The 24,939-nt window shown below is 51.2% G+C and carries 17 protein-coding genes and 7 pseudogenes; 11 read left to right on the plus strand and 13 right to left on the minus strand.

What is annotated here, in order from left to right; all coding sequences use genetic code 11:
- Nucleotides 1-435: 435 nt before the first annotated feature.
- Nucleotides 436-760 (minus strand): annotated as a pseudogene (locus DJ564_RS32430) (hypothetical protein); the annotation flags it as partial.
- 339 nt (nucleotides 761-1,099) lie between these two features.
- On the opposite strand from DJ564_RS32430, the gene DJ564_RS16390 reads away from it, so the two are divergent.
- The 4 genes from DJ564_RS16390 to DJ564_RS16405 all read left to right on the plus strand — a co-directional run bounded on the left by DJ564_RS16390 (nucleotide 1,100) and on the right by DJ564_RS16405 (nucleotide 4,735).
- Nucleotides 1,100-1,636: a hypothetical protein gene (locus DJ564_RS16390; RefSeq protein WP_109636060.1), complete on the plus strand. Its 537-nt coding sequence runs from the start codon at nucleotides 1,100-1,102 to the stop codon at nucleotides 1,634-1,636.
- Between the two features lie 155 nt (nucleotides 1,637-1,791).
- Nucleotides 1,792-2,226: a hypothetical protein gene (locus DJ564_RS16395; protein WP_256597421.1), complete on the plus strand. Its 435-nt coding sequence runs from the start codon at nucleotides 1,792-1,794 to the stop codon at nucleotides 2,224-2,226.
- Nucleotides 2,223-3,698 (plus strand): ATPase domain-containing protein, encoded by a 1,476-nt coding sequence (locus DJ564_RS16400; RefSeq protein ID WP_109631396.1) that lies wholly within the window; start codon nucleotides 2,223-2,225, stop codon nucleotides 3,696-3,698. The genes DJ564_RS16395 and DJ564_RS16400 overlap by 4 nt, the downstream gene beginning before the upstream one ends.
- A 98-nt stretch (nucleotides 3,699-3,796) precedes the next feature.
- Nucleotides 3,797-4,735 (plus strand): sensor histidine kinase KdpD, encoded by a 939-nt coding sequence (locus tag DJ564_RS16405; RefSeq protein WP_256597422.1) that lies wholly within the window; start codon nucleotides 3,797-3,799, stop codon nucleotides 4,733-4,735.
- 206 nt (nucleotides 4,736-4,941) lie between these two features.
- On the opposite strand, the gene DJ564_RS16410 is transcribed toward DJ564_RS16405, so the two are convergent.
- On the minus strand, nucleotides 4,942-5,190 hold the full coding sequence (locus DJ564_RS16410; RefSeq protein ID WP_109631399.1) for a hypothetical protein: 249 nt from the start codon (nucleotides 5,188-5,190) through the stop codon (nucleotides 4,942-4,944).
- A 146-nt stretch (nucleotides 5,191-5,336) separates the two neighbouring features.
- Here DJ564_RS16410 and DJ564_RS32435 point away from each other — a divergent pair.
- Nucleotides 5,337-5,501, plus strand: a pseudogene (locus tag DJ564_RS32435) (ParA family protein); the annotation flags it as partial.
- Nucleotides 5,502-5,674: 173 nt separating this feature from the next.
- Nucleotides 5,675-6,088 (plus strand): arsenate reductase ArsC, encoded by a 414-nt coding sequence (locus DJ564_RS16415; protein ID WP_109631402.1) that lies wholly within the window; start codon nucleotides 5,675-5,677, stop codon nucleotides 6,086-6,088.
- An 878-nt stretch (nucleotides 6,089-6,966) separates the two neighbouring features.
- Here the strand turns inward: DJ564_RS16415 and DJ564_RS16420 are convergent.
- From DJ564_RS16420 to DJ564_RS32810, 4 genes and pseudogenes are all read right to left on the minus strand, one after another.
- Complete coding sequence (locus DJ564_RS16420) at nucleotides 6,967-10,389, minus strand: EAL domain-containing protein (protein WP_162556210.1); 3,423 nt, start codon at nucleotides 10,387-10,389, stop codon at nucleotides 6,967-6,969.
- Between the two features lie 319 nt (nucleotides 10,390-10,708).
- Nucleotides 10,709-11,070 (minus strand): annotated as a pseudogene (locus DJ564_RS16425) (response regulator).
- Nucleotides 11,071-11,225: 155 nt separating this feature from the next.
- Nucleotides 11,226-12,851: a diguanylate cyclase domain-containing protein gene (locus DJ564_RS16430; RefSeq protein WP_109631408.1), complete on the minus strand. Its 1,626-nt coding sequence runs from the start codon at nucleotides 12,849-12,851 to the stop codon at nucleotides 11,226-11,228.
- 284 nt (nucleotides 12,852-13,135) lie between these two features.
- Nucleotides 13,136-13,417 (minus strand): annotated as a pseudogene (locus DJ564_RS32810) (RAD55 family ATPase); the annotation flags it as partial.
- A 1,704-nt stretch (nucleotides 13,418-15,121) separates the two neighbouring features.
- Here DJ564_RS32810 and DJ564_RS16445 point away from each other — a divergent pair.
- The 3 genes and pseudogenes from DJ564_RS16445 to DJ564_RS32445 form a co-directional block, all read left to right on the plus strand.
- A complete protein-coding gene (locus DJ564_RS16445; protein WP_109631411.1) occupies nucleotides 15,122-15,484 on the plus strand; it encodes a phosphonate transporter in 363 nt (120 codons plus the stop codon).
- Between the two features lie 2 nt (nucleotides 15,485-15,486).
- Nucleotides 15,487-16,776 carry a sensor domain-containing diguanylate cyclase gene (locus DJ564_RS16450; protein ID WP_109631413.1) on the plus strand — a complete coding sequence of 430 codons (1,290 nt, stop codon included), beginning with the start codon at nucleotides 15,487-15,489 and terminating at the stop codon, nucleotides 16,774-16,776.
- A gap of 164 nt (nucleotides 16,777-16,940) precedes the next feature.
- Nucleotides 16,941-17,081, plus strand: a pseudogene (locus DJ564_RS32445) (chemotaxis protein); the annotation flags it as partial.
- Between the two features lie 207 nt (nucleotides 17,082-17,288).
- On the opposite strand, the gene DJ564_RS16460 reads toward DJ564_RS32445, so the two are convergent.
- From DJ564_RS16460 to DJ564_RS16490, 7 genes and pseudogenes are all read right to left on the minus strand, one after another.
- Nucleotides 17,289-17,723 carry a PAS domain-containing protein gene (locus tag DJ564_RS16460; protein WP_109631416.1) on the minus strand — a complete coding sequence of 145 codons (435 nt, stop codon included), beginning with the start codon at nucleotides 17,721-17,723 and terminating at the stop codon, nucleotides 17,289-17,291.
- A 38-nt stretch (nucleotides 17,724-17,761) separates the two neighbouring features.
- Nucleotides 17,762-18,736, minus strand: a pseudogene (locus tag DJ564_RS16465) (alkene reductase); the annotation flags it as partial.
- A 150-nt stretch (nucleotides 18,737-18,886) separates the two neighbouring features.
- Nucleotides 18,887-19,582: an EAL domain-containing protein gene (locus tag DJ564_RS16470; RefSeq protein WP_109631419.1), complete on the minus strand. Its 696-nt coding sequence runs from the start codon at nucleotides 19,580-19,582 to the stop codon at nucleotides 18,887-18,889.
- Nucleotides 19,583-19,727: 145 nt separating this feature from the next.
- A complete protein-coding gene (locus DJ564_RS32815) occupies nucleotides 19,728-20,237 on the minus strand; it encodes a methyl-accepting chemotaxis protein (RefSeq protein ID WP_256597518.1) in 510 nt (169 codons plus the stop codon).
- A gap of 33 nt (nucleotides 20,238-20,270) precedes the next feature.
- A pseudogene (locus DJ564_RS32820) lies at nucleotides 20,271-21,044 on the minus strand (PAS domain-containing protein); the annotation flags it as partial.
- Nucleotides 21,045-21,811: 767 nt separating this feature from the next.
- Nucleotides 21,812-22,222 carry a hydroxyisourate hydrolase gene (gene uraH, locus DJ564_RS16485; RefSeq protein WP_109631429.1) on the minus strand — a complete coding sequence of 137 codons (411 nt, stop codon included), beginning with the start codon at nucleotides 22,220-22,222 and terminating at the stop codon, nucleotides 21,812-21,814.
- A 10-nt stretch (nucleotides 22,223-22,232) separates the two neighbouring features.
- Entirely contained in the window at nucleotides 22,233-22,736 is a 504-nt protein-coding gene (locus tag DJ564_RS16490) for a heme-binding protein (RefSeq protein WP_109631432.1), read from the minus strand.
- 150 nt (nucleotides 22,737-22,886) lie between these two features.
- On the opposite strand from DJ564_RS16490, the gene DJ564_RS16495 reads away from it, so the two are divergent.
- Both DJ564_RS16495 and DJ564_RS16500 read left to right on the plus strand, forming a co-directional pair.
- Nucleotides 22,887-23,558, plus strand: a complete 672-nt coding sequence (locus DJ564_RS16495) for a heavy metal response regulator transcription factor (RefSeq protein ID WP_109631435.1) — start codon at nucleotides 22,887-22,889, stop codon at nucleotides 23,556-23,558.
- The gene (locus tag DJ564_RS16500; RefSeq protein ID WP_109631438.1) at nucleotides 23,555-24,925 is read left to right on the plus strand and encodes a heavy metal sensor histidine kinase; all 1,371 of its coding nucleotides are present in this window, start codon (nucleotides 23,555-23,557) and stop codon (nucleotides 24,923-24,925) included. The genes DJ564_RS16495 and DJ564_RS16500 overlap by 4 nt, the downstream gene beginning before the upstream one ends.
- Nucleotides 24,926-24,939 lie beyond the last annotated feature (14 nt).

Consider the following 24,939-nt stretch of genomic DNA (forward strand, 5'->3'; position numbering starts at 1 on the left):
AATTCTTGATGGTGAGAGTGGGCCTTTATACAAGGATGGAACAGGGTTTATATATTTGAAGGCAAGAGAAAAGCAGCGCTGCCCCCACACACCTTTATCCGATAGGATGCCGCCGGTTTTTTCTTCTGTTTTCTTTAGCTTTTTAATCCCACAGGATTGAAAGCTGGAACAGAAGCTGAAACTGAAACGCAGGCCTTGGGGCCCATCCTATCAAGCATGCTAGCGCATGCCCCGACGCTACTGCTCGCCACGAAAACCTAGGCGGAGGCGGCATACGAATTGCAATCAAGTTACCTTCACCAACCGGTATAAGTTTTGATACAAAAGGATCATTTCTCGGGTTTCACGACGTTCAGAATTTTCCTCTAAACCCTCACCCTGCACGTCGTGCTGCTCGAGCAATTCATCCTCTTCCTCGTGAACTTCCAGGACTGAGGATGGCACCAGTTCCAGTACTCGGTTGTGACCACGTTCCGCGAACAAGCATGCGCCCTTGGCTGTGAGAACTATCGACTGCCGAGCTTTCAAGAACGAAAGGATTGTTTGTTGGCGACCTCGCGAGTCAACCAGCAACAACCGGGAACGGTGCGTGGCGTCCTCCCTAATCCACAATCCACAATCCACGCTCATCGCACTTTAAGAACGTAGGCTGGTTTAAATTTGCCGACACGGCAGGATCGTTGCGGGCTTCGGTCAACTGATGAACCACACCTTTTTCCTTTTCTGTGAAGAGCATACGGCCATCATTGCAGCGAGTGACCAAGCAGGGTACTTATGACGAGCGCGAAGGCTTTCGGCCTTGGAATTACGTGACCTGCAGGGAGGACATTGAAGGCCAGGAAGTCTGGCGGATCAACGTCGAGGTGAAGCGTGGTGATTCCGCTTGCAGCGGCTGACCATGGGCTGGTGCAGGTTGCTGAGCACGAGGTCGGGGCGCGGATGATGGCGGAGCGCCCAACGCAAAGATGAAATCAGGAATAAATACCCTTCGGCAGTCGTTAGTGAATGACCAACGCTGACGTGGGAGATATCCAGTTCAATTCGCGGATTGGGATGGGTGGTAAGCCGGCTTCACATGTTTGATAAGGATGAACCCACCGTGCCTAGAATTTTGACTTCCCAGATAAGTGATACCGCACTAAACGAGCGCAATGCCAGGATGTTCGGATCGCCAAAGGAGCGCCTGGATTTTTACCGAAGAGAGATTCAGTACGAAACCAGCATCTTGGCTAATCGAACTGACGCCTTCTTGGCATCTCAGTCTTTTTTGGTCATCGCATTTGCCTCTTCTATGGGCAATCTCAACCCCGAATGGGGCAAGTTGTTCACGCTGGTAGTACCACCGTTTCTTACGTTGCTTGGAGTGCTAAGTTCGTTGAATGCTTGGCCCGGTATTCGTGCGGCATACGACATTATCGGCCATTGGCATTTCAAGCAGAGCGAGCTATTGCATAGCGAGCCTGTAATGGGATTGGCTTATGACGAGTCGCCTTTATTTTGTGAAAGAGAGTCCACGCAAAAGGGGTATCGAAAGGCGTTGCTGTTTTCGGTGCGCACACCTTGGATCTTTGCGACATTCTGGATATTGCTTGGCATTTGGTCGGTTTGTATCCAAATCACAAATCCAGGTGCTTGAGACGTAAACAGAGAGGTAAACCCTTGCTGTTTGGGACTACTTTTCTTCAGCCACCTAGCAGGCTCCGAACATCATCAGCTCTGCGCCCAAATGAAAACTCGATCACAGATTATAGGGTGTACCATCGATAGGTGCCCATCAAAAATTAGTGAGCCATGTCCAGGGAAAGCGAAGAGGGCCGCCAGATCGTAGCTTCTCTGGCGCGCCGGGTCGGTGACATTGCTGATCTTGCAAAGACCGCCCACGCAATTATTTCAACCTTGCAGGATATGGACGCAGCCCTCAGGCCCATCATCGGCCAGCAAGGGGTTGTCGCGCTTTATCGCCGCAGCCTCCATCTGTGCGTTTCCAATCATCCGCGACTGGCCGGCACCTGTGACAGAGTGCAGGCAGGCATGGATCTGATTGCCCTCAAATCCGTAATCGTTGAGCAAAGCGACGCCGATGCGCTCTTTTTCGGTGAAGTGTTGCTGACTACCTTTTACGCACTGCTGACCACGCTGATCGGGCCCTCGCTCACCGCACGTTTGCTTCGTGGTATGTGGGAACCTTTATTGAGCGACACCCCTTCGCAGGAAAATTCGCTATGAGCACCAAAGTGACTATCAACCGCCTGGCCACCGGTGTGCCAGGGCTAGACGAGGTGCTGGGCGGAGGACTGCCTGAGTTTTCGTTCAACCTGATCGCCGGCCCGCCGGGTTGCGGCAAAACTACCCTGGCGCACCAGATGATGTTTGCCCTGGCCACGCCCGAGCGCCCGGCGCTGTTCTTTACCGTACTGGGCGAGCCGCCGCTGAAGATGTTGCGTTATCAGCAGCAATTCGACTTTTTCGACAGCGAAGCGATCAACCAGTCGATCCGCTATATCAACCTGACCGACGACACCCTGGCCGGGAATCTGGACGAAGTGCTGCGGCGCATCGTCAGCGAGGTGGAGGCTTACTCCCCGGCGCTGGTGTTCGTCGACTCTTTCCGTTCGGTGGTGCTGGCCAGCCAGACTCAGGACAACCCCAACAACAACCTGCCGCAGTTCGTTCAGCAACTGGGCATGTTGATGACCACCTGGCAGGCGACGACCTTCCTGATTGGCGAATACTTCAACGAAACCGACACCAACCCGATTTTCACCGTGGCCGATGGCCTGATCTGGCTGCGCCAGAGCGTTCAGCGCAACTCGATGGTGCGCAAGATAGAAATCATGAAAATGCGCGGACAGCCAACATTACCGGGGCTGCACACCTTCCGCATCGGCCCCTCGGGGATAAAGGTCTTCTCGCCTGCAGCGTCAAATCTGACGGAAGTGCCTCTGGAATTCCCGATCAAACGCCTGAAGATGGGTGTCCCGCAGCTCGACGAAATGCTCGGTGGAGGCCTACCTCGGGGTTATTCCTTGCTGGTGGCTGGGCCGTCGGGGTCGGGCAAAAGCATCCTGGCGGCGACGTTCCTGGCCGAAGGCGCACGCAACGGCGAAACCGGCGTCATCGCGGTGTTCGAACAACGGCCCAATCATTTTCAAAATGCCGCCCTCATTCAATTGATCCAAAACGGTCAGGTCGGCTTGGTGGACAGTCGCGCACCGGACTTGTCCATCGACGAAATCGTGCAGTTGCTGCTCAGCGAGATCAGCCGACTGAAAGCCACCCGGGTGGTGATCGATTCGTTGTCGGGCTTCGAACTGGCGCTGGCGCCGACCTTCCGCGAAGACTTCCGTGAATCGCTGTCGCGTATGGTCACCGCGCTGACCAGTGCCGGGGTCAGTGTGCTGATGACCTCAGAGCTGGAAGACCGCTACACCGACTTGCGTTTCAGCCCTTACGGCACGGCATTTCTCACTGACGCGATCATTGTCCAACGCTATATCGAAGTAGAGAGCCGCTTACTGCGGATCATGGCAGTGGTCAAGTTGCGGGCCAGTGCCCACTCCGATGAGCTGCGCTTATACCGCGTCGATGAAAATGGCTTGCAGATTGGCGAAATGCTTCATGACCAAGAAGGTCTGCTCGGAGGCCGACCTACAAAGCGGATTTCAGGTGTACCACATCCAAGAGAAAAAAATGCTTGAGCCCGACTCATGAGTAATGTCGATGGCAAGAAAGAGCGTGAGATCGCTAATGCCGCTAACGAGCTCTTCCTGCTTGGCCAGCCGTTGAAGCGCGCGCCGTGCTGGCAGCCTTGCAAAAAGAGTTGAGCGACGCTAGCAACCCGCTGGTGGACAGTCAGCAGATCGAGCAAGTGATTGAGGCCGATCAGCAGTTGGTACCGGCTAAACTCCTCGTGCAGTCAGACGCAGTAGTTGCCCCTCGTTTGGAAGAACAGCGGATGTATCAGGAACTGCGTGAGGCTAATGCGCAATTGGTCATAGCTGCGCTCAGCGCTCAAGACCTTCAAGCTGTAGCCGAGCGCGCACTGAGTCAGCAAAAAAGCATACTGGCGACAGTGGCCCATGAGCTACGTAACCCATTAACACCTATCAGCATGATTGCAGAACGTATGGTTCGGATGCCTAGTGACGAACTGCCTCGAATGCGGGAGTTGATCGAGGGCCAAGTGCAACATATGTCACAGCTGGTCGACGATCTGCTGGACGTCTCCCGTGTCAGCACTGGGAAGTTGCGACTCAATCGCCGCGATGTCGACATGATTCAAGTTCTACGTGAGGCCATTGATGCGTGTCGCCCTTTAATGAGCGCACAGGAGCAGCGTTTCGACGCCCATCTTCCCGATGGCATCTTGATGGTAAATGGTGACCCGGGGCGCCTCGCGCAGATTATCCACAACCTTCTGGCGAATGCGGCTAAATACACCCCACCCCACGGTGGAATCGCACTGTCTTTAACAGTAGCGTCCGACGTTTTGAAGATAAAGATTTCCGACAATGGAATCGGTATTTCCGCTAAAGCACTCCCGTTTATTTTCGATCCCTATATTCAAGACGTGCATGCCGTCGGCTTCAATGGATCAGGCTTGGGCATCGGACTGACGGTCGTCCGCGAGTTGGTTGAGGCGCACGGCGGTAAGGTTACTGGTATGAGTGAGGGTGATGGCAAGGGTAGCGAGTTCGTGGTCACGTTACCGTTGGCGATCCATTCAAGCGGATAAAAAAGGCGTGGACGCTGATTTATCTGAGTCCAGGGGCACGCGCCAGATCCCACCAGGCATTACGATGGCCGTCCTTCGCTATGGCTGTACGCGAATTCCTCTGCCAGGAGCACAGCGATGAAGAGCCCGCACCGATGATCGCCAACGGCATGTTAAAGCCAAGCCCACCGGAAGCTAGGGCGTAAAGCCCTAGCGGATAGCAGATGTCACTTTTTCTTTTTCTCCGGCTTTTCTGCCTTCTCTGATTTCTTAGCCTTTTCTGGCTTGCTATCAGCTTTTTTTACAGATTTCTTCGGTTCGGCATCTTTTTTCTTGTCTTTCTTTTCGGAGGATTTCGAAAGAGCCGAGGCAGCAGCTGATTTCTTTGCCGGTGATGACTTTTTGTCTTTTAATTCCTTGCTGGCTTTGGAAGCTTCACCTTTGCTTTTCTTCTCGTCTTTAGCCACGTTGCCCACCTCTCGGAGTATGCCGCTATTGGCAAATTGCCTGTGGGATTATCCACAAGCTGATCATTAGGAGAGCGCGTCTAAAAGCGGTTCAAATTATTTTGAAGCGTCGAGACAGGCTTTGGGTGATGGGCTTCCACCGCAATCTGGTGTAAGAGCTCATTAAGGAAGGGTTGCCGATTCTCCCGGTGTATCTCGGCAACTCGGTTAAGATGCGTGAATCCAATGAGCGGTGCCTACCCTTGATTCATTTCGACAGGCATCACAAGCTGACAGGCCAGTTCGTTGAGCTCTTGAATGTGTTGGAGGAAGCAAAGTGAATCAGCGCTGCTCAATCTGACCTGTCTACCGCCACCGCAATGCCCACCGATGACGCGGGCATTGAAAGATTTGGAAATAGTACATTCCATCGACTTGAAGCCGGGTGATCACAAACGCTGCTTAACTGAGATTGTCGTTTTCTCAGATCACTGTTCGAGCGGAGGAGAAAGGAATGACTGGCAAAATGCGGGTGCTGTTTGTCTGCGCCAAGAATGATGTCCGTTCCCTGTGGGCAGAAGCGCTGCTTCGCCACACTGACTCCTCAAACTTCGAAGCTTTTAGTGCTGGCCTTGAGCCTGGTGAAGTTGATCCGACAACCTTGGAGTCTCTCGAGCACATAGGCATAGAGACCAATGGCCTGCGCAGCAAATCAATCGGTGAATTTGAGGGGCAGGAGTTCCATTACGTGATCACACTGTGTGACAGGTCTTCCGAGGAGGCAGCACGGATGCCGACCTCCGGCGAGGTCATCGTGTGGAGTTTTGAAGACCCGACGACCAGTGAGCGACATGAACCTTTTCGACATGCGCTTCAGGAGATTCACGACCGGATTAAGATGTTTGTCACGGTAAAGACTAGGCAGTGAAGATATGAGCGCTCAGCAAATTTATCTGCAAAAAGGATGAGCTGATTCGACTTCCATTTATGCATGCAACGTAATGTCTCGTGCCAACGAGCCTCAAACCCCGTAGCGTTTATTTCCGCCAGAAGTGATGCAGTAACGACCGACTCTTGGGCCGATGAAGACACTGCCTGAAGAGCAGGAGCATGAGGAACCGTAGGCAGGCGTTTGCTTGCGAGGTGCTGTGCTGTTGGTTCCATCGGCGATTTTCGATCAGAGGCGACGGAGCAGTTCGATCCGCTGCAAAGGCTTTTGGATAAAAGCCATTGTTCCGGCTGACCGTCGATGCTGATTCGCACCCAATCATTACTCTTTTCGAAGACTTGAACCTCGTTACGATGAGTCAACGGCGACTCGATTGCACGCTTTAGCCCGAAAGATTAGTGATGAATGTTCGGGGCGGGTGGGGAATATTTTTGAGGTGAGTGGCGATCACCTTGAGATCGAAAAGCGATTGAAAGAATTCGATGGGATTGGCCAGAAGACTGTTAAAATTTTCATGCGTAAAGTACGCAGGTTGCTAGCCTAATCGTACGTGCTCACCTCATGAGTTTGTACGCCCTCGTAGGTACGTTTTGTAAATTCGGATAATCATCGAGCGCAAGGCTGAGCACGTCTCTATCCTCAGGTTCGAGCTTCGGTTTGTGAATCACTCCAACTTCAGCGTCAAGTGGCTACCGCCTCATAGCTACCGATACACCGAGCCATTGAGGTCGATCAACTGCTACCGCACCTATGGCACCCAACTGTTTGAATATTTGAGCCTACCGCCGCACGCGAATTTAAGTGTCAAAGGCGTAACCAAAGACTGGATGATGGAGGAGAGCAGCAGCGATCTAAGTTTAGTGTGAGGCTCTGATGCCAGAGCTAGTAAATAGTTGTTTGAGCCAAACTTCATAATCTGCTGCAGGCATTGGGCGTCCATACAGGTACCCTTGGCCTTGATCGCATCCTATATCTTTTAGAAACCTGTTTTGCTCTTCGGTTTCAACGCCTTCTGCTATGATTTTGAAGCCCAGAGCATGTCCAAGCTCCACGATGGTTTTAGTAATCGCCACATCACTGGGGTCGAGAGGTAATTCTTTAATAAAAGTCCGGTCAATTTTCAAGCTGTTGATGGGTAAGAGCTTAAGATAAGCTAAAGAAGAGTACCCTGTGCCGAAGTCATCGATGGCGGTCGTTACACCAAGACTTTGTAGCGTTCTTAATACCTCTCTCGAATGTTCTGGGCTCGCCATCATTAAGCTTTCAGTCACTTCAACCTCTAAAACACTGGCAGGCAAATCATATTCTTCCAGAGTGCTTCTGATGGTTTCGATGAAATCGCTTTTGTCGATTTGCAATGCGGCTACGTTCACCGCGATTACCCCGGGTTCAATTCGCCGATCACTCCACCGCTTTATGTCCCTGCAAACGATATCAATTACCTGCTCACCGATCTGAATAATCAATCCTGTAGTTTCTGCCAAAGGAATAAAATCGGCAGGTGAAATAAGCCCCTTTACAGGGTCGCGCCAGCGTATCAGCGCTTCCGCTCCCTCAACATTGTTATTTAAGAGGTTTATTTTAGGTTGATACCAAACTTCGAATTCATGGTTTTGCACCGCTCGCCTTAAAAAGCGTTCGCTGTTCAATCTTTCTTGAGCGCGCAACGTCATCTCTGGCTGGTAAAAGCGATAGCCGTTACGTCCGCACTCTTTGGCACCATACATGGCCGTATCAGCCTGCCTCAGCAACTGCTCTGGCGTTTCGGAATCATAGGGCGCAACAGATATTCCGATGCTGGCCGTCAGCAGAGTAGATGTGCCTTTTAAATCGAAGGGCTCCTGCAGCGCATTCAACAGTTTTTTCGCGATGATAATGGCATCGGTAGGGTGCGCAAGATTGTTCAGAATCAACGCGAACTCATCTCCACCTAATCGCGAGACAGTGTCCTCCGAACGCACGCACGATAAAAATCTGGTCGCTGCCTGTTGTAACAGCAGGTCTCCCATTGAGTGGCCAAGACTTTCATTCACTGTTTTAAAACCGTCCAGGTCTAATACGATCACGGCCAAGGATTGGTTGTAGCTCAGAGTCAGGTCGAGCGAGTGTTGCAATCGTTCGTGGAACAGCGACCGATTAGGGAGAGCCGTCAACGGGTCGTAGTGCGACATGCGTTCGAGATCAGTCTGCGACTGATTGATGGCTGACATGTCGGAGAATACGGCAACGTAGTTAATGACTTTGCCAGCATCATTGTAAACTGTATTGATGGTCAACCATTCTGGATACTGCTCTCCATTTTTTCTACGACTCCAAAGTTCGCCGCGCCAAAAACCTGTTAATTTCAGGTTGTCAAGGATGTCGCGATAGAATGCATTGTCTTGTTTTTCGGAAGTCAGGATGTTGTGTTTCAGGCCTATGGAATCTTCGGCGCTGAAGCCCGTAATTTTGGTAAAGGCGGCGTTGACCGATAATATATGTCCACGTGCATTGGTGATGATCACTCCGTCAGCAGTATTATCCAGAACGATGCCGGCGAGACGAAGCTGTTCAATATTCTGTTTGATTTCGGTGATGTCAGTAGAAATCCCCAATACCCCAGTGGCTTGCCCTTCGGTGCCTCGCAATACGCACTTTGTCGTCAAGTAGGTATGCAGTTTTCCATGCTTGAGGATCTGATCTTCAAAGCGAAAGATTCCGCCCTTTGAGAGCACTTTTTTATCGTTGTTCCGAAGGGTACTCGCTTCTCCAAGGGGCAGATGCTTTTCTCGCGTGCTGCCCTCCATCTCTTGGAATTTGAAACCCGCCGTTTGTTCAAAAAGGCGATTGCACAGGCGCAGCCGTCCTTCGGTGTCATACACATAAATTAGAGAAGGGGCGTTATCAACAATATCCAGCAACAAGGCTTTTTGGGTCAGTAAGGCTTCTTCAGCCTGTTTCCGGTCAGAAATATCGCGTACCACGGCGTACAGCATCGGCTCGCCGGACAGCGTTACCGCACAAAGTGTTAATTCGGCAGGAAAGACAGTCCCATCAGCGCTTCTGTGTAGCCACTCAAAACGATGCACGCCATTCGCCAGGGCAGTTTCAAGCATCACTTGTGCTTTGATCGTGGTCGATTGGCCATCGCTCTGCAGTATCGGCGAGATGTCGGTTGCCCTGATCCGATGTAGCTTCGCTAGATCATTAAAGCCGAACATCTTGATGGCCGCTGCGTTCGCATCGGTGCAAATGCCTCTTCGACTCAGGATGCAAATGGGATCGGGAGAACGCTCAAAAAGGGCTCGGAAACGAGCCTCACTTTGTACCAGAGATAACTCCACGGTTTGGCGATCTCTGATTTCTTTCGCAAGCTCTGTATGACGCTGGTGTATGACCCTGTTGCTTTTGCTGAGCTGGGCTGCGAAATATGTGAAAAACCCGGTACACGTGAGGGCAATGAGAAAAAGAGGAGAAGTGAATAAGGAGGTGGTTGGCCAACCGTTCACGGGTATCGCCGCAAGTTGCCAGGTGCCACCGGGCACCTCGACATCGGTGGTGACAGCTTCTTCCAGAAAGACCCGGCCGTTCCCGAAGAACGTGTCTCCACGGGCACCCAATCCGTCTTTTCCGCGAACTGCTACCTGGAGGCTATCAGGCACGTTAACGCCGCTAGCGTTGAGAAGGGGGGCAACATCTGCAACCACCGATGCGTTACCCCAATAGCTCTCTTCGTCGGTTGAATTTTTCACAAAAATCGGACGACGATAAATAAACCCTTGACCGCCTTGCACTAACTCAACGGGGCCAGCCAGCAGTGACGTTTTCTGCTTACGAGACCGTAAAAGCGCGTCGTATTGATCGGGTATCTTGCGATAGTCCATGCCTATGACTTTCTCGTTTCCTTCAACGGGAAAGACGTTACGCACGATATCGTTGGGGGCCAACGCGATGTGGTGAATATGGGATTTCGACGAAATAGCTTGTTTGGACATGCCGACAAAATGCTCGGACGAAATTCCGCCATCCAGCCTAAGCAACTGCGCTATGCCGTCCGTGACGTCAAAGGTCGAGCGCACTTCACTTTCAAGTTGTGTCCGCACATTCGCTAATTTTGAAATAACTTGAGCTTTCGCCTCGAAGGATTTTTCTCGTACATCAAAGTTGCCAAGAGCTACAGAAAGCGCGACTCCAGTGAGAAAAATGCTTACCGGTAACCAACAGGTACGCCACAAGTTTTGGTGCGCGTTACCTAACACAGATTCATCCTGATTTGCATGTGCCGCTCGTGATTTTTTCAAGCGTCACTCCTAAGGATCAATCATTTTAAAGGCTCCTGCGGCATCGCCTGGGTGCACCGTGATTCGCTTCAGAGTGATTCCATTTGATAAGATCGGCTGCAGGCCGCACTTGGGGGCAGAAAATTGAAGAAAGAATGAGATTGAATGAGGAAAAGGGGCTCCTCTACTGAATCATCAAGAATCGGATGGTCAGAGTCACCCTATATCAGCTGACCGCAGCTGAGCTGGATAGGTTCACATTTTCACGACAAGCGTTAGGGGGGGAGGGAACCCCACTTCTCGTGAGCCATTTAAGCAAGTTGGCTGACTGACGTCGGTGTCAATTACCAGCCAACAGGCCTCTAACAGTGGCAAGGATCGAATCGATGTTGAACGGCTTTTCCAAAACAGCATTGAACAAATCTGATTTCTTCATACCGATGTGGCTTGCGCGCCGCTGATCAAGATGATCGGTAAGTGGTTAACTGAGGGCAAGGCGCGGATGGCTTTGGCGAATTCGAGTCCGTCCATGACAGGCATCATGAAGTCGGTGATGATTAAGGCAGGCCGCTCTCGCTCAAACACCTCTAGACCTTTTTGGCCATTGCTGGCTTTCACGACCATGAAGCCTTCATCCTCGAGCGCGTAGCAGAGAATATCAGCGATTAAATATTCGTCGTCGACGACCAGGATACCAACAATTCTGATCCCCATGACTGATAACCCCTCGTGCAAGTGGGCGGTGACGTCACTCACTCTGGCATAGCGATACGATTATGGGCGGAGGCGTCCATCCCATTGCCTACTTGATGCTGCGCGTCGAGACGACGGGCATGTAACTCACCATCACAAAACAGTTATTTGGATTGCGGGTGCAACGGTAGCGTGACGATAAACTTGCTGCCGAGCCCTAAGCCACCGCTGAACACGCTTACCGAGCCTTGGTGCCCCTCGACCAATTCGCGAACGACTGTCAGACCAACCCCCAGGCCTGTGCCGTTTACCCCAATCGCGTGGGCGTCCTGAACGAAGGGATCGAAAATAAAAGGCAGAACCTCAGCGCTAATACCTATTCCGGTATCGGAGAAGGTCAAGGTGATGTCCTCGGTACCGGCACCGACTACTAGCTCGATCGAACCATTATTGGGTGTGTACTTGGAGGCATTGCCAAGCAGGTTGCATAAAATTTGCGTCAATCTGAGCTGATCGCCATTGATCATCAGCGGGCGACTTGGCTGGTGTACGACAAATTGCTGAAAGCGTAGATTGATCGCTGGACGACAAACATTGACCGTCTCATCGATAATCGTTGCTATGTCCACAGGCTGGAAGTTCAGGTTGAGCTTGCCTGTCTGGGCCCTGGATACGTCCATCAGGTCGTCGACCAGCCGCGCAATATGGCTCGTCTGACGCTCAATAATTGCCTGTATAGTAGCCAACCGTTCAGGGGAGGAGCGCATCAGCATCCCCGCCGCCAGGGTTAGCGGTGTCAGTGGATTGCGCAACTCGTGGGCAACTATTGCCAGAATTTTTTTCTGCTTATTAAGGGCGTCCTCCGCAGCGGCCTGGAGTTGTTGCGCGTTGAGGGCCGTTAATACCAACTGCTCGTTGGCCTCCCGCAATTGAGCACGCCGTCTTTCGTATTCCCCGGGGGCTATGTAGTGGTGGGCGCCGGGGTTTTTTTGTGTCTGGATAATGAAGAGGCGGGTAGGCAGCGGTACTGGAGGCAAGTCGGTGCTATGAAAGGCTACCCCTAGACCATGCCGTTTCGCCCGATACATTGCCGCGTCAGCACAGTCGATCAACGTGTGCGGGTCATCTCCATCTTTCGGGTAATAACTCACTCCAATGCTCGCTGCCAGTTGCAGAACTTGATTCCCGATAGGATGTGGCACTCCAAGCGCCTTGATTATTTTCTCGCAGATACCCAATACATCGGCATGGCTGGTAGCGCCTCCCAGCAAAATAATGAACTCGTCCCCGCCGTATCGTCCAACCGTATCGTTCTTGCGTACCGCGCCACTGAGTCGCAGTGCAGCCTCCTTGAGCATTTCATCGCCGGCACTATGCCCCAAAGTGTCGTTGATCAATTTGAAGTGATTTAAATCCAAAAAGAGTACCGCGAGACCATTTCCGTCCGGCTTCGCCTCTTCGACCGCCTGGGCCAACCGTCCGAGTAGCAATCTGCGATTGGGTAGCCCCGTCAATACATCGAGCTGCGCGGCGTGAGAAACTTCACGCAGTGCAGTGGCTGCCTGTTCAACGCCAACTTGGGCTTGGAGAAGCGCCAGTACCAGTTGTTCATTGGCTTCGATTAACTGCCCGGACTGGTGGTTTTCCAGCACTTGGTGCTGAGTGTTCACGACTTTCTGCTCAAGAGCATCAAGCTTTAGGCGAGCCTCCTGAGTTTTTTGAACAACCAGAGTCAGCTCGATGCTCGCAGCAGCGAGCGCTTGTTTGTCGTTGTCCGTTTCGCGGTTCACGAAAGCGCCCCAAGTTCATCCGTCTCAAACTGCGGCAACGGCATTTGATTGTTCTTCTGAGTCGGGCGGCCCCCTAAGAGACCTTCTTGCTCAACAAGCATTTTGCTAATACGAATGCCGTAATCGTCGATTTGGTACAGGCGTAACTCATCGGAGTAATCGCTTGCACGAACCTTCTCCTCTGCCATGACTCGCAGCAACCGACTTTCAATTTCGATACAGCGCTGAACAATAATCGTATCGGTCGAGAACGCCATGCCGTAAGGGCTGAAGCGGAGGTCGGTGATGTACCGGATCGAACGCGTCACTGCTTCGTTGTCGAAGAACTCAAACTGCTGCTGATACCGCAACATCTTTAATGGCGGCTCACCCAGCACGATGAAATACAGAGCTGGTCGTTCCGGTGTAGCCAGGGCGAACATCATGTGATGCGCCAGCGTTTTCTTTCCGCAGCCCGGTGGGCCGGTGATCAGATTGAACGAAAACTCCGGCAATCCTCCGCCTAGCACCTCATCCAGTCCTGGCACACCTGTGCGCAAGCGATTGATTGTCATTTTGGTATTCATGACGAGGTATCCTGCGCAGGGGTGTCGCTAAAAGAGTTTTCCCACACGGGCTGCAACAGACGTTCGGATAGAGAAGATCCTATAAACGAGATCAGCAGCTCATTCAGAGTCTTCAGTAAATCGTCACCATATGCTGTGGCTGTGTCGCTGGTTTGCTGCGCGAGCAGGGATCTCAACCTAGAAAAGTCTTTCTCGGGGTTGTCGTTGAGGCTGGAGAGACAATTGTGACGTGAGGCACAGATAAAAACGCTTCGCCTATAAAGCGCTAACACTCCTCCCTGGCCAATAATCGGCGCGAGAGTAGTATAAATATCCCTGAATGTTGCCACTACCGCATTGGCGATTTGTCCGGCGTTCGGAGTGTCCCCGGCGCGTTTAGCCGTCGATGCCGAAATCCTACGGCTATCATCCCTTTCCATGCATAGGTATCACTTCATGATGATATTTCTCGATGTTACACCCTGTTCCCCAGATCAACAGGCCTATTTTCAGCAAGGGATTTTGCGGGCGACTCCCGCTATTGTACAGGTAAAGTATCACTAAAACTTAACGCTTCCACTCTCCGACTTTGAACTCTGGCACATCGGTTACGTGGACACCATTACCTGTAGCGTGAGCATTTGAGTAGGTGTATTGGCCAGGCGCCTACTTTATGCTGAAATAGTTGCCAGTATTCAGGTACGTAGACTTCTGTGAGCGCTCAGCTCGGTTTCATTGCTCGTCGTGGGCTCATTGGCGATGACGGCTGCCAGGCTACTATCAATTGATTGACGGCGTTAGGAACTAGAAATGAAGTGCTTTCTGTGAATTTTCTTTATCCAACGGATCATCGATAGTAAGGGTTGATGTTCGGCATTTGAAGAAATGGGAATGTGTCGTACGACAATCTACAGGTATCGAGCGTATTTACATAAAAAGCCCATTCGATATGTGCTCATTGAGCAAAAAAAACAAACTTATCAAGCCTTGTTTAGCCCCGGCATCCTTGCGCGAATGTCGATTCAGCTCAGTTTGGATACTAATCGCTTGTCAGTGATATTAGTAGCTTACGAGCAGAACGCAAGCTTCTCGCGCACCAGCCTGGGTGGAAACACAGCCTGATGAAGTTGAATCTCAGCATGTGGGGCCTAAATTTGCTGGCTTTAATTCGACTCAATGCGTTTGTGTTGAGGTCTGTGAGAGAATTTTGCCAAGCGCTAAAATGGCCTGGCAACCGAATTTGTACGAAAGTGTCAGGGGCAAATCTCAGAAAATAAATAAATGCCTTGAATAATTAGTATTCGCTTTCGAAAACGATAGGGTTATTTTTAGTAACCTAAACAGTTATTTAGAGCGGCATATGTATAAATTAGCGAGCCCGCTTCGAGATTTAATCGTATCCAATGACTTTTTCATGCTGGATAGATTTATGCGTTGTAGACCAAAGTACTATGTTTTATTAATAACGATTGAAATCAGGAGGTTGAAAGACCATGGCGTATCGATAACAGGGGCGAGTTTTTTTTTCGGGATTTAATTTTATGTTTTTTACATTTAAAAACCTTTGTAGTGCTAGGATGCTGCTAGCCATCTAATAGCAAAACAAATTTTATCATATAAAGTTTTTATGAAAGTCAGAAGTATTACCATTGCTACTAGGGCCACGCTTACAGTCCGATTGGGAATTGCTCAAATTACTATTGTACTTCGCGGATGAGCGGGAAAATGAATCTTACATTCGAAGAAACATCGATACAGGCATTATTGGCAGCACCTGACCGATTGGATACTCTAGACTTCGGTATTATTGGCTTCAACGACGCCTCAGAAGTGGTGGTGTACAATACTTATGAAGCCTCAAGTGCGGCCTTAAGACAGACACGTGTTTTAGGTAAAAATTTATTTTTGGAAATTGCTCCCTGCTTGAATAATTCTATGGTCGCTCAAAGATTTGACAGTGAATCTGAGCTGGATGTGATCATTCCTTATGTCCTGGCGCTTAGAATGCGGCCAATACCCGTTAGGTTAAGGCTGCTTAAAGATAGCAATACTAGCACCCGCTTCCTATTGGTTGATCGGGCGATTTAAAAATGATTAGTGATGAACAAGATAATGATTCAATTGAGTTAGAGTATGAAGCACTACTGTCATTTATGTATCTATCGCCCGTAGGGCTGGTAAGAACCGACCCCAGCGGAAAAATTGATATGCTTAATCCCATGGCAACACAATTGTTGATGCCATTGGTTAAGTCTTTTGGTCTTGAAAATCTTTTTGAAACACTTGCTTCCGTGGCGCCTGAGTTACGTAACCTTGTAACGAGTTTTAGAGAGTCATGCGGATCAATATGTGTAAATCATAGAATCCACGTGTCGTCCGCAGCCGACGGAGGTATTGTACTTGCTTGTACAATTGTAAAGGTCATCGAAGAGGTTCTAATAACAGTTCTGACTGATATCTCTTGCCAAGTTGCAACTGAACGGAGGCTAAGGCAGACCGACTCATGGCTGGACGCCATCTACACGATTGTTAACGATTTTGCAGTTCTCGGCTTGACTAATCAAGGAGTAATTAATAGCTGGAGCCCTTCGGCAGAGCGTTTAACAGGTTATACGGAATCCGAGGCTGTTGGTGAGACGTTGCGCCGCTTCTGTAGTTTGTCTGCCATGGAAGCTGATGTTTTGGAAGAACAACTCACATTCGCACGTGAAGAAGGTTGGCATTCACGAGACTATCTTTGCCAATACAAATCAGGGCACTTTTTTTTCGCTCAAACAATGATCGCCGTTTTGCGTGACGAAAATGACGAGTTTTCTGGCTATACCGTTGTGTTTCGAGATATCACCGAGAGAAAGGTGTCGAGTGATAATCTGGCCAATTTGCTCACTAAAGACCACCTCACAGGCGCAGTTAATCGCGCTCATTTTTTCAACTTGGCAGATAAAGAATTTGCTCGGGCAAATCGATACCAGCACTCAATATCGATAATCATGCTAGACGCCGATCACTTCAAGCATGTTAATGATAGCTGGGGGCATCCAATTGGCGACGAAGTTCTTAAGTCTATTGTGAAAATTGCTGAGGGAGTTATTCGTCCCGGAGATACTATAGCTAGGTTTGGAGGCGAAGAATTTGTCGTTATGTTGCCTAAAAGCAATAGCCTCGATGCTTCAGTTATTGCGGAGCGACTAAGGAGCAGCATTGAAGCATCTAGTGTCGATGCTGGTGGTGAGGAAATCAAAATCACAGTCAGTGTTGGGTGTGCCTCGATGAGTCAATCGCGATCCACTCTCAAGGAGCTGTTAATCTCCTCAGATAGTGCTCTCTATCATGCAAAAGCCAATGGTAGGAATTGTGTAGTTGATATTGATGACTGCTAATTTATGGCATCACCTGGGTTAACAAGAGATATGTCGCAAAGACATTAATGAAGATATTTAGGAGACGTGCCAGCTGTTCCCGATACTGAAGAAGACGCAAGCAGCATGCGGGCACGATTGACACGACGCACAACTCGGTTTAGGGCAACGTATGCGCGCTCTGAAAGGTGGTTAGGTTTGCGACGATAGTCACGGATCAGGTTGCGTGTGAGCTCCAAGTCAGTAAGGTAGCTGAAACGGCATATGAGATTTCTCAGCAGACCGATGTTAGTGTTCAACACGGCGCGGTCGTAGGGATGACCACCTTTTATCTCCAATCGAATCGAAGCTCTGCAGCAATATAGGCGATTTTTGCAGAGAAAAAATCCTGGCGGTCGGTGACTTGGACTCGGAGTTAGTACCTTGCTAAACGACAACCAATATTTGGTGTTTGAACAGGGGACTTTATTAGACCGGACATTGCTGGAGCGTTAACTTATCAAGTCCGTACGGAGTTAATCTTGGCGCTCCAATTATCCGAGTTGCTTCTTCAACAGTGCGAGTTCAGCTTCCAGTTCGCGCACTCGCTCGCTAGCCTCAACCTCGACGCTGACGTCCTTCTGGATACCGATGAAGTAGGTGAGTTGATCTGCGTCGTTGAACACTGGGGTAATCGACAGTTCGTTCCAGAAGGCGCTGCCGTCCTTGCGATAGTTGCGAATGACTTGGCGGCAGGGGAGAAGGTTCCTTATCGCCTCGCGGATTACTGTCAAACCAGCTTGGTTACGGTCATCACCCTGCAGGAAGCGGCAGTCCTGGTACAGGATGTCGTCAACGCTGTACCCCGTCAGGCGCTGAAAGGCGGGGTTGGCATAGATCAGGATGTTTTCGTCGCCTTCCTGCTCTGCTACCACGATGCCGTCGTTGGATGCTTCAACCACCAGTTTCAGCAGTTCTGCGTCGATCATTTTCAGAGCCCCAGTGAGTGACATCTCATTTTCAGCGGTTACCCGCCATACACGGAGTAATCAGTATAACCCTCGGCATACCGCCATACAGTATGGCTGAGTTCTGAGGGTTCAGCGGCCAATCGTTCGCGATTCTGGCTGGTAGATCCGGGGTGGCCATGAACGTACGGCCGAAAGCGACAAGGTCGGCCAGTCCTGAATCCAGCAACTGTGTAGCGCTTTGTGCAGTGTACCGACCGGCGTAGGTGATCGCCCCGCTGAAGGAGCTACGGACTGCGCGACGGAACGATTCCGGCATCCGTGGTGCATTATCCCAGTCCGCTTCGGCGATGGAGAGGTAAGCAATGCCAGCATACTCAAGAACTTTGATCGCTTCGATGTAGGTGGTATGAGGATCGTCTTCAACCATCCCTAGGTAAGTGCGCTCCTCATCGGTGCTGCTGACAATGGCGCGAAACGGACGCCAACCTTCTCTTTGCCAATACACTCGGCTACCCCAGCAACCACCTCACGCAAAAACCGTAGGCGGTTGTGAAGGGAGCCGCCGTACTGGTCTTCGCGATGATTGCTATGGACTGAAATGAACTGATTGACCAGGTAACCATTGACGCAATGTAGCTCAATACCGTCGAAGCCTGCTTCCATGGCATTACGTGCCGCCTGAATACAAAGCTGTACAAGTTCTTCTACTTCACGGGTGGTCAGAGCTCTTGGGGCTGATGGCCTCACCAAGGCTCCGGCACCTGGTTCTGTTTCTATGAAGACACTCACTTGTTCGGTCGCAATGGCAGAAGCCGAAACAGGAGCTGCACTCTCAGGTTGCAGGGAGGTGTGAGAGACGCGTCCTACGTGCCAGAGCTGCTCGAAGATACCGCCTTCGCGGGCATGCACAGCTTCGGTCACTTTAGGCGATCCAGCGATCTGCTCGGTTGTATGGATGCCTGGAGTCCAAGCATAACCTTGTCCCCGGGTTCGATCTGAGTGCCCTCGGTAACAATCAAGCCCGCACCCGCGTAACTCAATGGTAAGCAGGCGGTGGTGGTACTCAAGGTGAGCACGAAGGAGATGGGACAATTCGAGTAATGCTGGGAGCAAACAGATTCTCCGCAAAACACTCAGAGTATTGATCGCCTCGATTTATAAAAAATCAGGGTACCTTATCCCTAGTCAATGTTCTGAGGCGGCCATTTCACGTTAGGCAGTGTTTCATATTCGGGCCTTGCGAACAGATAGCCTTGATAGAAGTAAATGCCGAGGGCTAGTAACTGCTGTAATTCAGCATTGGTCTCTACGCCCTCTGCAATCACTTCAATATTGAGCGCCTTGCATACACCGAGGATGCCTTGGACGATTGCCTGTCGAACCGGGTCAGTGCCTATGCTACGTACCAGGGTCATGTCCAGTTTTATGATGTCGGGTTGAAACTCTGCCAGCAAATTGAGCCCCGAGTACCCAGCACCGAAATCATCTATCGCTGTCTTGAAGCCTTTAAGGCGATATTCTCGAATGATGCTTTTTAGATGTTCCTTGTCCACCAGTTCTTCGTTTTCGGTGATCTCGAAAATCAGCCTTTCGGTAGGAAATCCAAATCTGCGTGCGGCTTCAAGCGTCGCACGAATGCACGTGGCTGCTTGATATACCGCATTGGGTAAGAAGTTGATGCTGACAAAGCAGGGTGTTTGTAAGCGCGAAGCAAGCTCAACAGCCTTGACTCGACATGCTTGGTCAAAGGCATAACGGTTCTGTTCGTTCACCTTTCCAAGAATGGCAGCGGCACCTCTGCCATCGCAACCACGTACCAAAGCCTCGTAGGCAAAAATACTGTTGTCGCGCAGATCTACGATTGGCTGGAACGCCATACTGAACTCAAAATCCAGTTCATTGCCCTCCCGGCAGGCGCTACAAGGAGATAATGGTGGTTATTTTTCGTTCATTCAAACCCCGCTTTCAATCACTATCCATGTGTCGATCAAACCAAGATTTTGCACATGCCGCAAGGCTGAATCATCTAGCTAATGTCGACGAGAAATTGCTGATCGCCTTTACGACTTGGCGAGCACTATCCTGAATATCCAGGATTACTTGACCAGCCTCACCGGCTAATTTGACTCCTTGTTCTGCCTTGTCTTTACTCGCCTCCATCCTGGCCACTGCCCCCTGGGCCAATAAACGATTGTGCTGCACCACCTCGACAATTTTGATGGTGGCCTGGCTTGTGCGCGAAGCCAGATTGCGCACTTCGTCAGCGACCACCGCAAAACCTCGACCCTGCTCTCCGGCACGAGCGGCTTCGATGGCGGCGTTTAGCGCAAGAAGATTCGTTTGTTCGGCGATGCCACGGATGGTCTGCACGATGCTGCTGATTACTTCCGACTGCTGGCTGACATCATTGATACCTTCGGCTGCGTGATTCAATTCGCCAGCCAGGCTTTGCATGACATCCACGGTCTCCTGCACCACTCGGGCGCCTTCGTGTGCTGTATTGTCGGTTTTCAGTGAAGTCTCGTAAGCCATGCGTGCTGCTCGTGACTCAGTTTCCTGCTGGAGAACCTGAGCCGTGATATCGCTCGCAAACTTAACTACTTTGTAAAGGCTGCCGCTGGCGTCGAACACCGGATTGTAAGTCGCACGTAACCAGACGATTTGTCCCTGGTTGTTGAGGCGTTTGAAGTTACCGGAGAAAAATTCGCCGTGATTCAGGCGCTCCCAGAACTGGCGATACTCGTTGGATTCACTTTCGCTACGCTCACAGAACAGACGATGGTGCTTGCCAACAATCTCATCCAAGCGGTAACCCATCACTGCAAGGAAGTTTTCGTTGGCGCTGATGACTTCTCCCTGCCGGTTGAACTCAATGGTTGCCATGGAACGGTTAATCGCTTTGATTTGGCTCTCCTGCTCTTGTTCCTTCCGCACCCGGTCAGTTACATCAGTAGCAATCTTGACGACCTTAATCACCCGTCCAGAGGCGTCGCGAACAGGGTTATAGCTGGCCTCCAGCCAGATCTCACGCCCCTGTTTGTCCAGGCGCAGGAAGCGGTCGTTTATGAACTCACCATTACTCAGCCGTGACCAAAAACCTTGATAAGCGACGCTGTTGGCGTATTTCGGTGTACAGAATAAGCGGTGATGCCGGGAGTGAATTTCCTCAAGACGATAGCCCATTACGCTCAGAAAATTGTGATTGGCGCCGAGGATCGTGCCATCAGGTTGGAACTCAATCAGAGCCATGGAACCACCTAATGCTGCGAGGGTGGCTTCGTAGTCAGCCAAACGCTGCTTGCTGATGGTCAGTTCTTTTTTGATTTGCGAGTTGAACATACGAACCTCAGTGGCTATGGACTGCTTGGCACTTTCATCAATCCAACGCAAAACCTATACAGCGACATGGTGATTGTACAAGAAATTTCCAGATTGAACACGAGGGAAGCATGTTGATCGCGAGTAATGCGATGATCGGGTAGGGGATTGCGCTCCGGCAATAGACTATCGGTTTACGTAGCTTTTGCACTCTCGGCAGAGCACTCGATATCCGACTGAAAGGGGCGTGCGGATTGCACCTCAAGTGATTTTTGTGGCCTAAATTCCTAACGTTTACAGCACGAGAGCGTCAAGGCGAGGGTTCAATCCGATCACAACGGATACCAATAAATAGCGGTTGGGACTCATTGGCGCCTCTGCGCAGGTCATTGATGTATAGCGCGCAGAACGGGCATTCATCGATAAAGTAAGGCGTCACCGCCTGCTGATCAGTCTTGTGCGAATTTCAGGGTCTTGTATAGGTTTGTATCAAGTAAGCACAGGAACACACTGAGGATGGACGCTATTCTTTGCGCCTTGAAATCCACCGCATGCCTTGTCTCGGCATGACCAATCGGGTGGGGTGATAAGTGGCCTGCAGTTCATGGTCGAGGATCAGAAAGGTGCTGTCACCGGCACCCCCCCCTGAAACGTGAACCAAGCCTAAGGAGTGAGCGTGGTCATTGCTTAAGGTTTTGATGCCGAAAAAGTTAATCGACAGTGCCGCCCTTTTGAGTAGGGCGGCTGTCTTCACGTTCGTGCGGTATCCATTTGGTATCGTTTAACGATCAATTTCCTCGGTATGTGGAGAAGCCGTAAGGGCTGAGAAGTAACGGGATGTGATAGTGAGGAACGGTACCGTCCACTTCAAAAATGACGGGCACCTCCGGAAAGAAGCTGGACGTTTTGTGCGCCTTGAACCACTCACCAGTCTTGAAGGTGACACGGTAGGTACCTTTCTCCAGACCCCGACCTTCCGGATACAGCCCGGTGATACGACCTTGCTCGTTGGTTGCCGCGCTGTTGAGCATGTCCCAGTCTTTCCCATCCTGTTTTTCCAACGTGACATTGACTCCAGGGGACGGCAAGCCATCCTGCAAGTTGAGTACATGCACGCTCAAAGGATTTGTTGCCGCTGATGCAAGGGCTGAAATGGCACTCAATACAGCGCCAGCGAACAAGCTTTTCAATACAGTCATGGTGATGTCCTTAGTTTTTAACGGCAGGTAGAACTTTGTTGATAGCGATCTCTGCACAACCTTCATCGTTTGCAGCGCCACCCGCACCGGCCACACCGATGGCGCCGATGACCTGACCCTCGAACTTCAATGGCACGCCTCCGCCCAGCAGCAGCAACTCATCAAGGGTGTTGAGGTTTTCAGCCTCTGGATTAGCGCGAGCGCGTTCAGCTAGCAACCGCGTCGAAGTCTTGGTCGACAGGGCGGTATAGGCTTTGCGTTGCGCGGCTAACGTGTTGTGTGGGCCGACATTGTCATCGCGTTGCACGGCAACCAGATTGCCGCCTCGGTCAACAACTGCGGCAACGGCTGTGCGGCCATCGGCGTGACAGGCGGTCAGCGCGGCCGTTAGCAAATCGTTGGCCATTGCAAGTGACACGTCCTTGCGCTGCGCAACCTGATCCGGGGCTGCAACGGCGAATGCAGAGTTCATTGCGAGTGTGATCAGCAATGAAGTCGATAGGCTTGTACGCATGCTGTTTCCTTGGTTGGTTGAGTCTGTCTGGGTCATTGCCAGACATCATGACCAGCCCGCTCCGTCAGAATGATTACCTCCTGATTACCAATATGTAATGTGAGAAATCAGCGAAGCGGGCTAGCCTGTGCGCCAGTCCTGGAGGAAAAAATGCGTATCCTGGTGGTTGAAGATGAAACGAAAATGGCGGATTACCTGCGTAAAGCCCTGACTGAATCGGGCTATGCGGTAGAGATCGCCCTTGACGGGCTGGACGGCCAGCATTTGGCACAGGAGAGTGAGTTCGATCTGATCATTCTGGATGTCATGTTGCCGGGGTTGGACGGCTGGCAATTGCTGCAAATCATCCGGCGTAAGTGGCAGACCCCGGTACTGTTTCTTACCGCACGTGATTCGGTTGATGATCGGGTCAAAGGGCTGGAGTTGGGGGCTGATGATTATCTGGTGAAACCCTTTTCCTATGCCGAGTTGTTGGCACGCGTACGCACTTTGCTGCGCCGTGGCCCGCCTCGCGAGGTGGAGCATTTTGTGGCTGGCGACCTGAGCCTGGACTTGTTGCGACGCAAGGTAACGCGCAACGGCGAGCGCCTCACCCTGACCAACAAGGAATTCGCCCTACTGCACTTGCTGCTTAGTCGTGAAGGGGAAGTGCTATCTCGTTCGTTGATTGCCTCACAGATCTGGCAAATGAACTTTGACAGTGACACCAATGTGGTGGATGTCGCTATTCGTCGCCTGCGGGCCAAGATTGACGATCCATACTCACTTAAGTTGATACACACAGTGCGTGGTATCGGTTACATGCTCGAGGTGCAATCCTGAAACTGTTTCCGCGCACCCTGAGTCTGCGCCTGGCGATCATGTTCGCGTTGGTCAGCGCACTGTTACTGGGCTCCATTGGTTTTTATCTTTATCAATCGTTACAGCGAGAGATTGCCTGGCGCGATGATCAGGCCCTGCTGGGGCGCCTGGAGCGAATGCAAGCATTGATCAGCGATAGCGACAGCATCGAGCAACTGCAAGGTCGACCCAAGCTCTACGAAAACATGTTGGGCAATCGCGACAATCTGCTATGGATTGTCGATGGCACCGGCAAGGTGTTGATCGAAATCAACCCTGTGGGTATGACTTTTCCAAAGTTGCCGGCTGCACCCCAGGCTCGCCTCGTTGACGATCACTCTTCCGAGCCAGTGCGGCTTGCCTGGCAGGATGTCACGCAGGGTGATCGCGGTTTGACCCTGATCGCTGGCAAGTTGTTGAGTGAGCGCGACCAAATGCTGAGGGCCTACCGACTCAAGCTCTGGCTGGCCATGTCAGTCGGCGCGCTGTTGGCTTTCGCATTCGGCTGGTGGGTGAGTCAACGAGGCTTGCACCCTGTGCGACTGCTGGCCAAGCGCGCCGCTGGAATCGATGTGCAGCATCTGCATCTGCGGCTGGACGAGTTTAATGAACTGGATGAGCTCAAACTGCTGTGTAGTGCCCTCAACCAGATGCTTGCACGCCTTGAGGACGGATTCGCCCAGCTTTCACGCTTCTCGGAAGACCTCGCCCATGAGATGCGAACCCCGCTTGGCAACCTGATGGGACATACCCAGCAAGCTTTGAGGCGCAGTCGCTCTATCGAGGACTATCAGAATTTGCTGGTTTCCAATCAGGAAGAGTATGAAAGGCTGGCGCGAATGATCGACAGCATGCTGTTTCTCGCTCGCACCGAGCAGCCAAACGCCTGCGCAAAATTCGAGCAAATCAACCTGCACGATCTAATTGAGCAACTATGTGAGTATTTCGAAGGCGTGGCGCAAGAGCGAGATGTGCAACTGATAAACCAGACCCGGCATCAGTTGCTGGGGGATCCAGGTTTGATCCGTCGAGCATTAGCTAACTTGCTGGCTAATGCGCTGCGCTACGCAACTCCCGCCTCTGCAGTGACGATCAGCAGCGAGATTTCGGAGGACACGCTCGAAATCACGGTGCACAACCACGGCGAGCCGATTGCAGCAGAACATCTTCCACGATTGTTTGAGCGCTTTTACCGGTGTGACCCATCACGCAATCAACCCGATGATTCCGGTGGTCTGGGATTGGCCATCGTTCGTTCGATTATGCAACTGCATGGCGGTTGTATAACCGTTGATAGCACTGACGCAGGTACGAGCTTTCACTTGGAGTTTCCCCTTATAAACGACTGAGCTCGAACCGAAGG

The sequence above is a fragment of the Pseudomonas sp. 31-12 genome, assembly GCF_003151075.1.
GTDB lineage: Bacteria > Pseudomonadota > Gammaproteobacteria > Pseudomonadales > Pseudomonadaceae > Aquipseudomonas.

Bases quoted from the DNA above. Each gene is read 5' to 3' on its own strand.
- DJ564_RS16395 (WP_256597421.1), top strand. From the start codon at position 1,792: ATGTCCAGGGAAAGCGAAGAGGGCCGCCAGATCGTAGCTTCTCTGGCG.
- DJ564_RS16400 (WP_109631396.1), top strand. From the start codon at position 2,223: ATGAGCACCAAAGTGACTATCAACCGCCTGGCCACCGGTGTGCCAGGG.
- DJ564_RS16415 (WP_109631402.1), top strand. From the start codon at position 5,675: ATGACTGGCAAAATGCGGGTGCTGTTTGTCTGCGCCAAGAATGATGTC.
- DJ564_RS16445 (WP_109631411.1), top strand. From the start codon at position 15,122: ATGAATCTTACATTCGAAGAAACATCGATACAGGCATTATTGGCAGCA.
- DJ564_RS16450 (WP_109631413.1), top strand. From the start codon at position 15,487: ATGATTAGTGATGAACAAGATAATGATTCAATTGAGTTAGAGTATGAA.
- DJ564_RS16460 (WP_109631416.1), bottom strand. From the start codon at position 17,723: ATGATCGACGCAGAACTGCTGAAACTGGTGGTTGAAGCATCCAACGAC.
- DJ564_RS16470 (WP_109631419.1), bottom strand. From the start codon at position 19,582: ATGGCGTTCCAGCCAATCGTAGATCTGCGCGACAACAGTATTTTTGCC.
- DJ564_RS32815 (WP_256597518.1), bottom strand. From the start codon at position 20,237: ATGGCTTACGAGACTTCACTGAAAACCGACAATACAGCACACGAAGGC.
- uraH (WP_109631429.1), bottom strand. From the start codon at position 22,222: ATGACTGTATTGAAAAGCTTGTTCGCTGGCGCTGTATTGAGTGCCATT.
- DJ564_RS16490 (WP_109631432.1), bottom strand. From the start codon at position 22,736: ATGCGTACAAGCCTATCGACTTCATTGCTGATCACACTCGCAATGAAC.
- DJ564_RS16495 (WP_109631435.1), top strand. From the start codon at position 22,887: ATGCGTATCCTGGTGGTTGAAGATGAAACGAAAATGGCGGATTACCTG.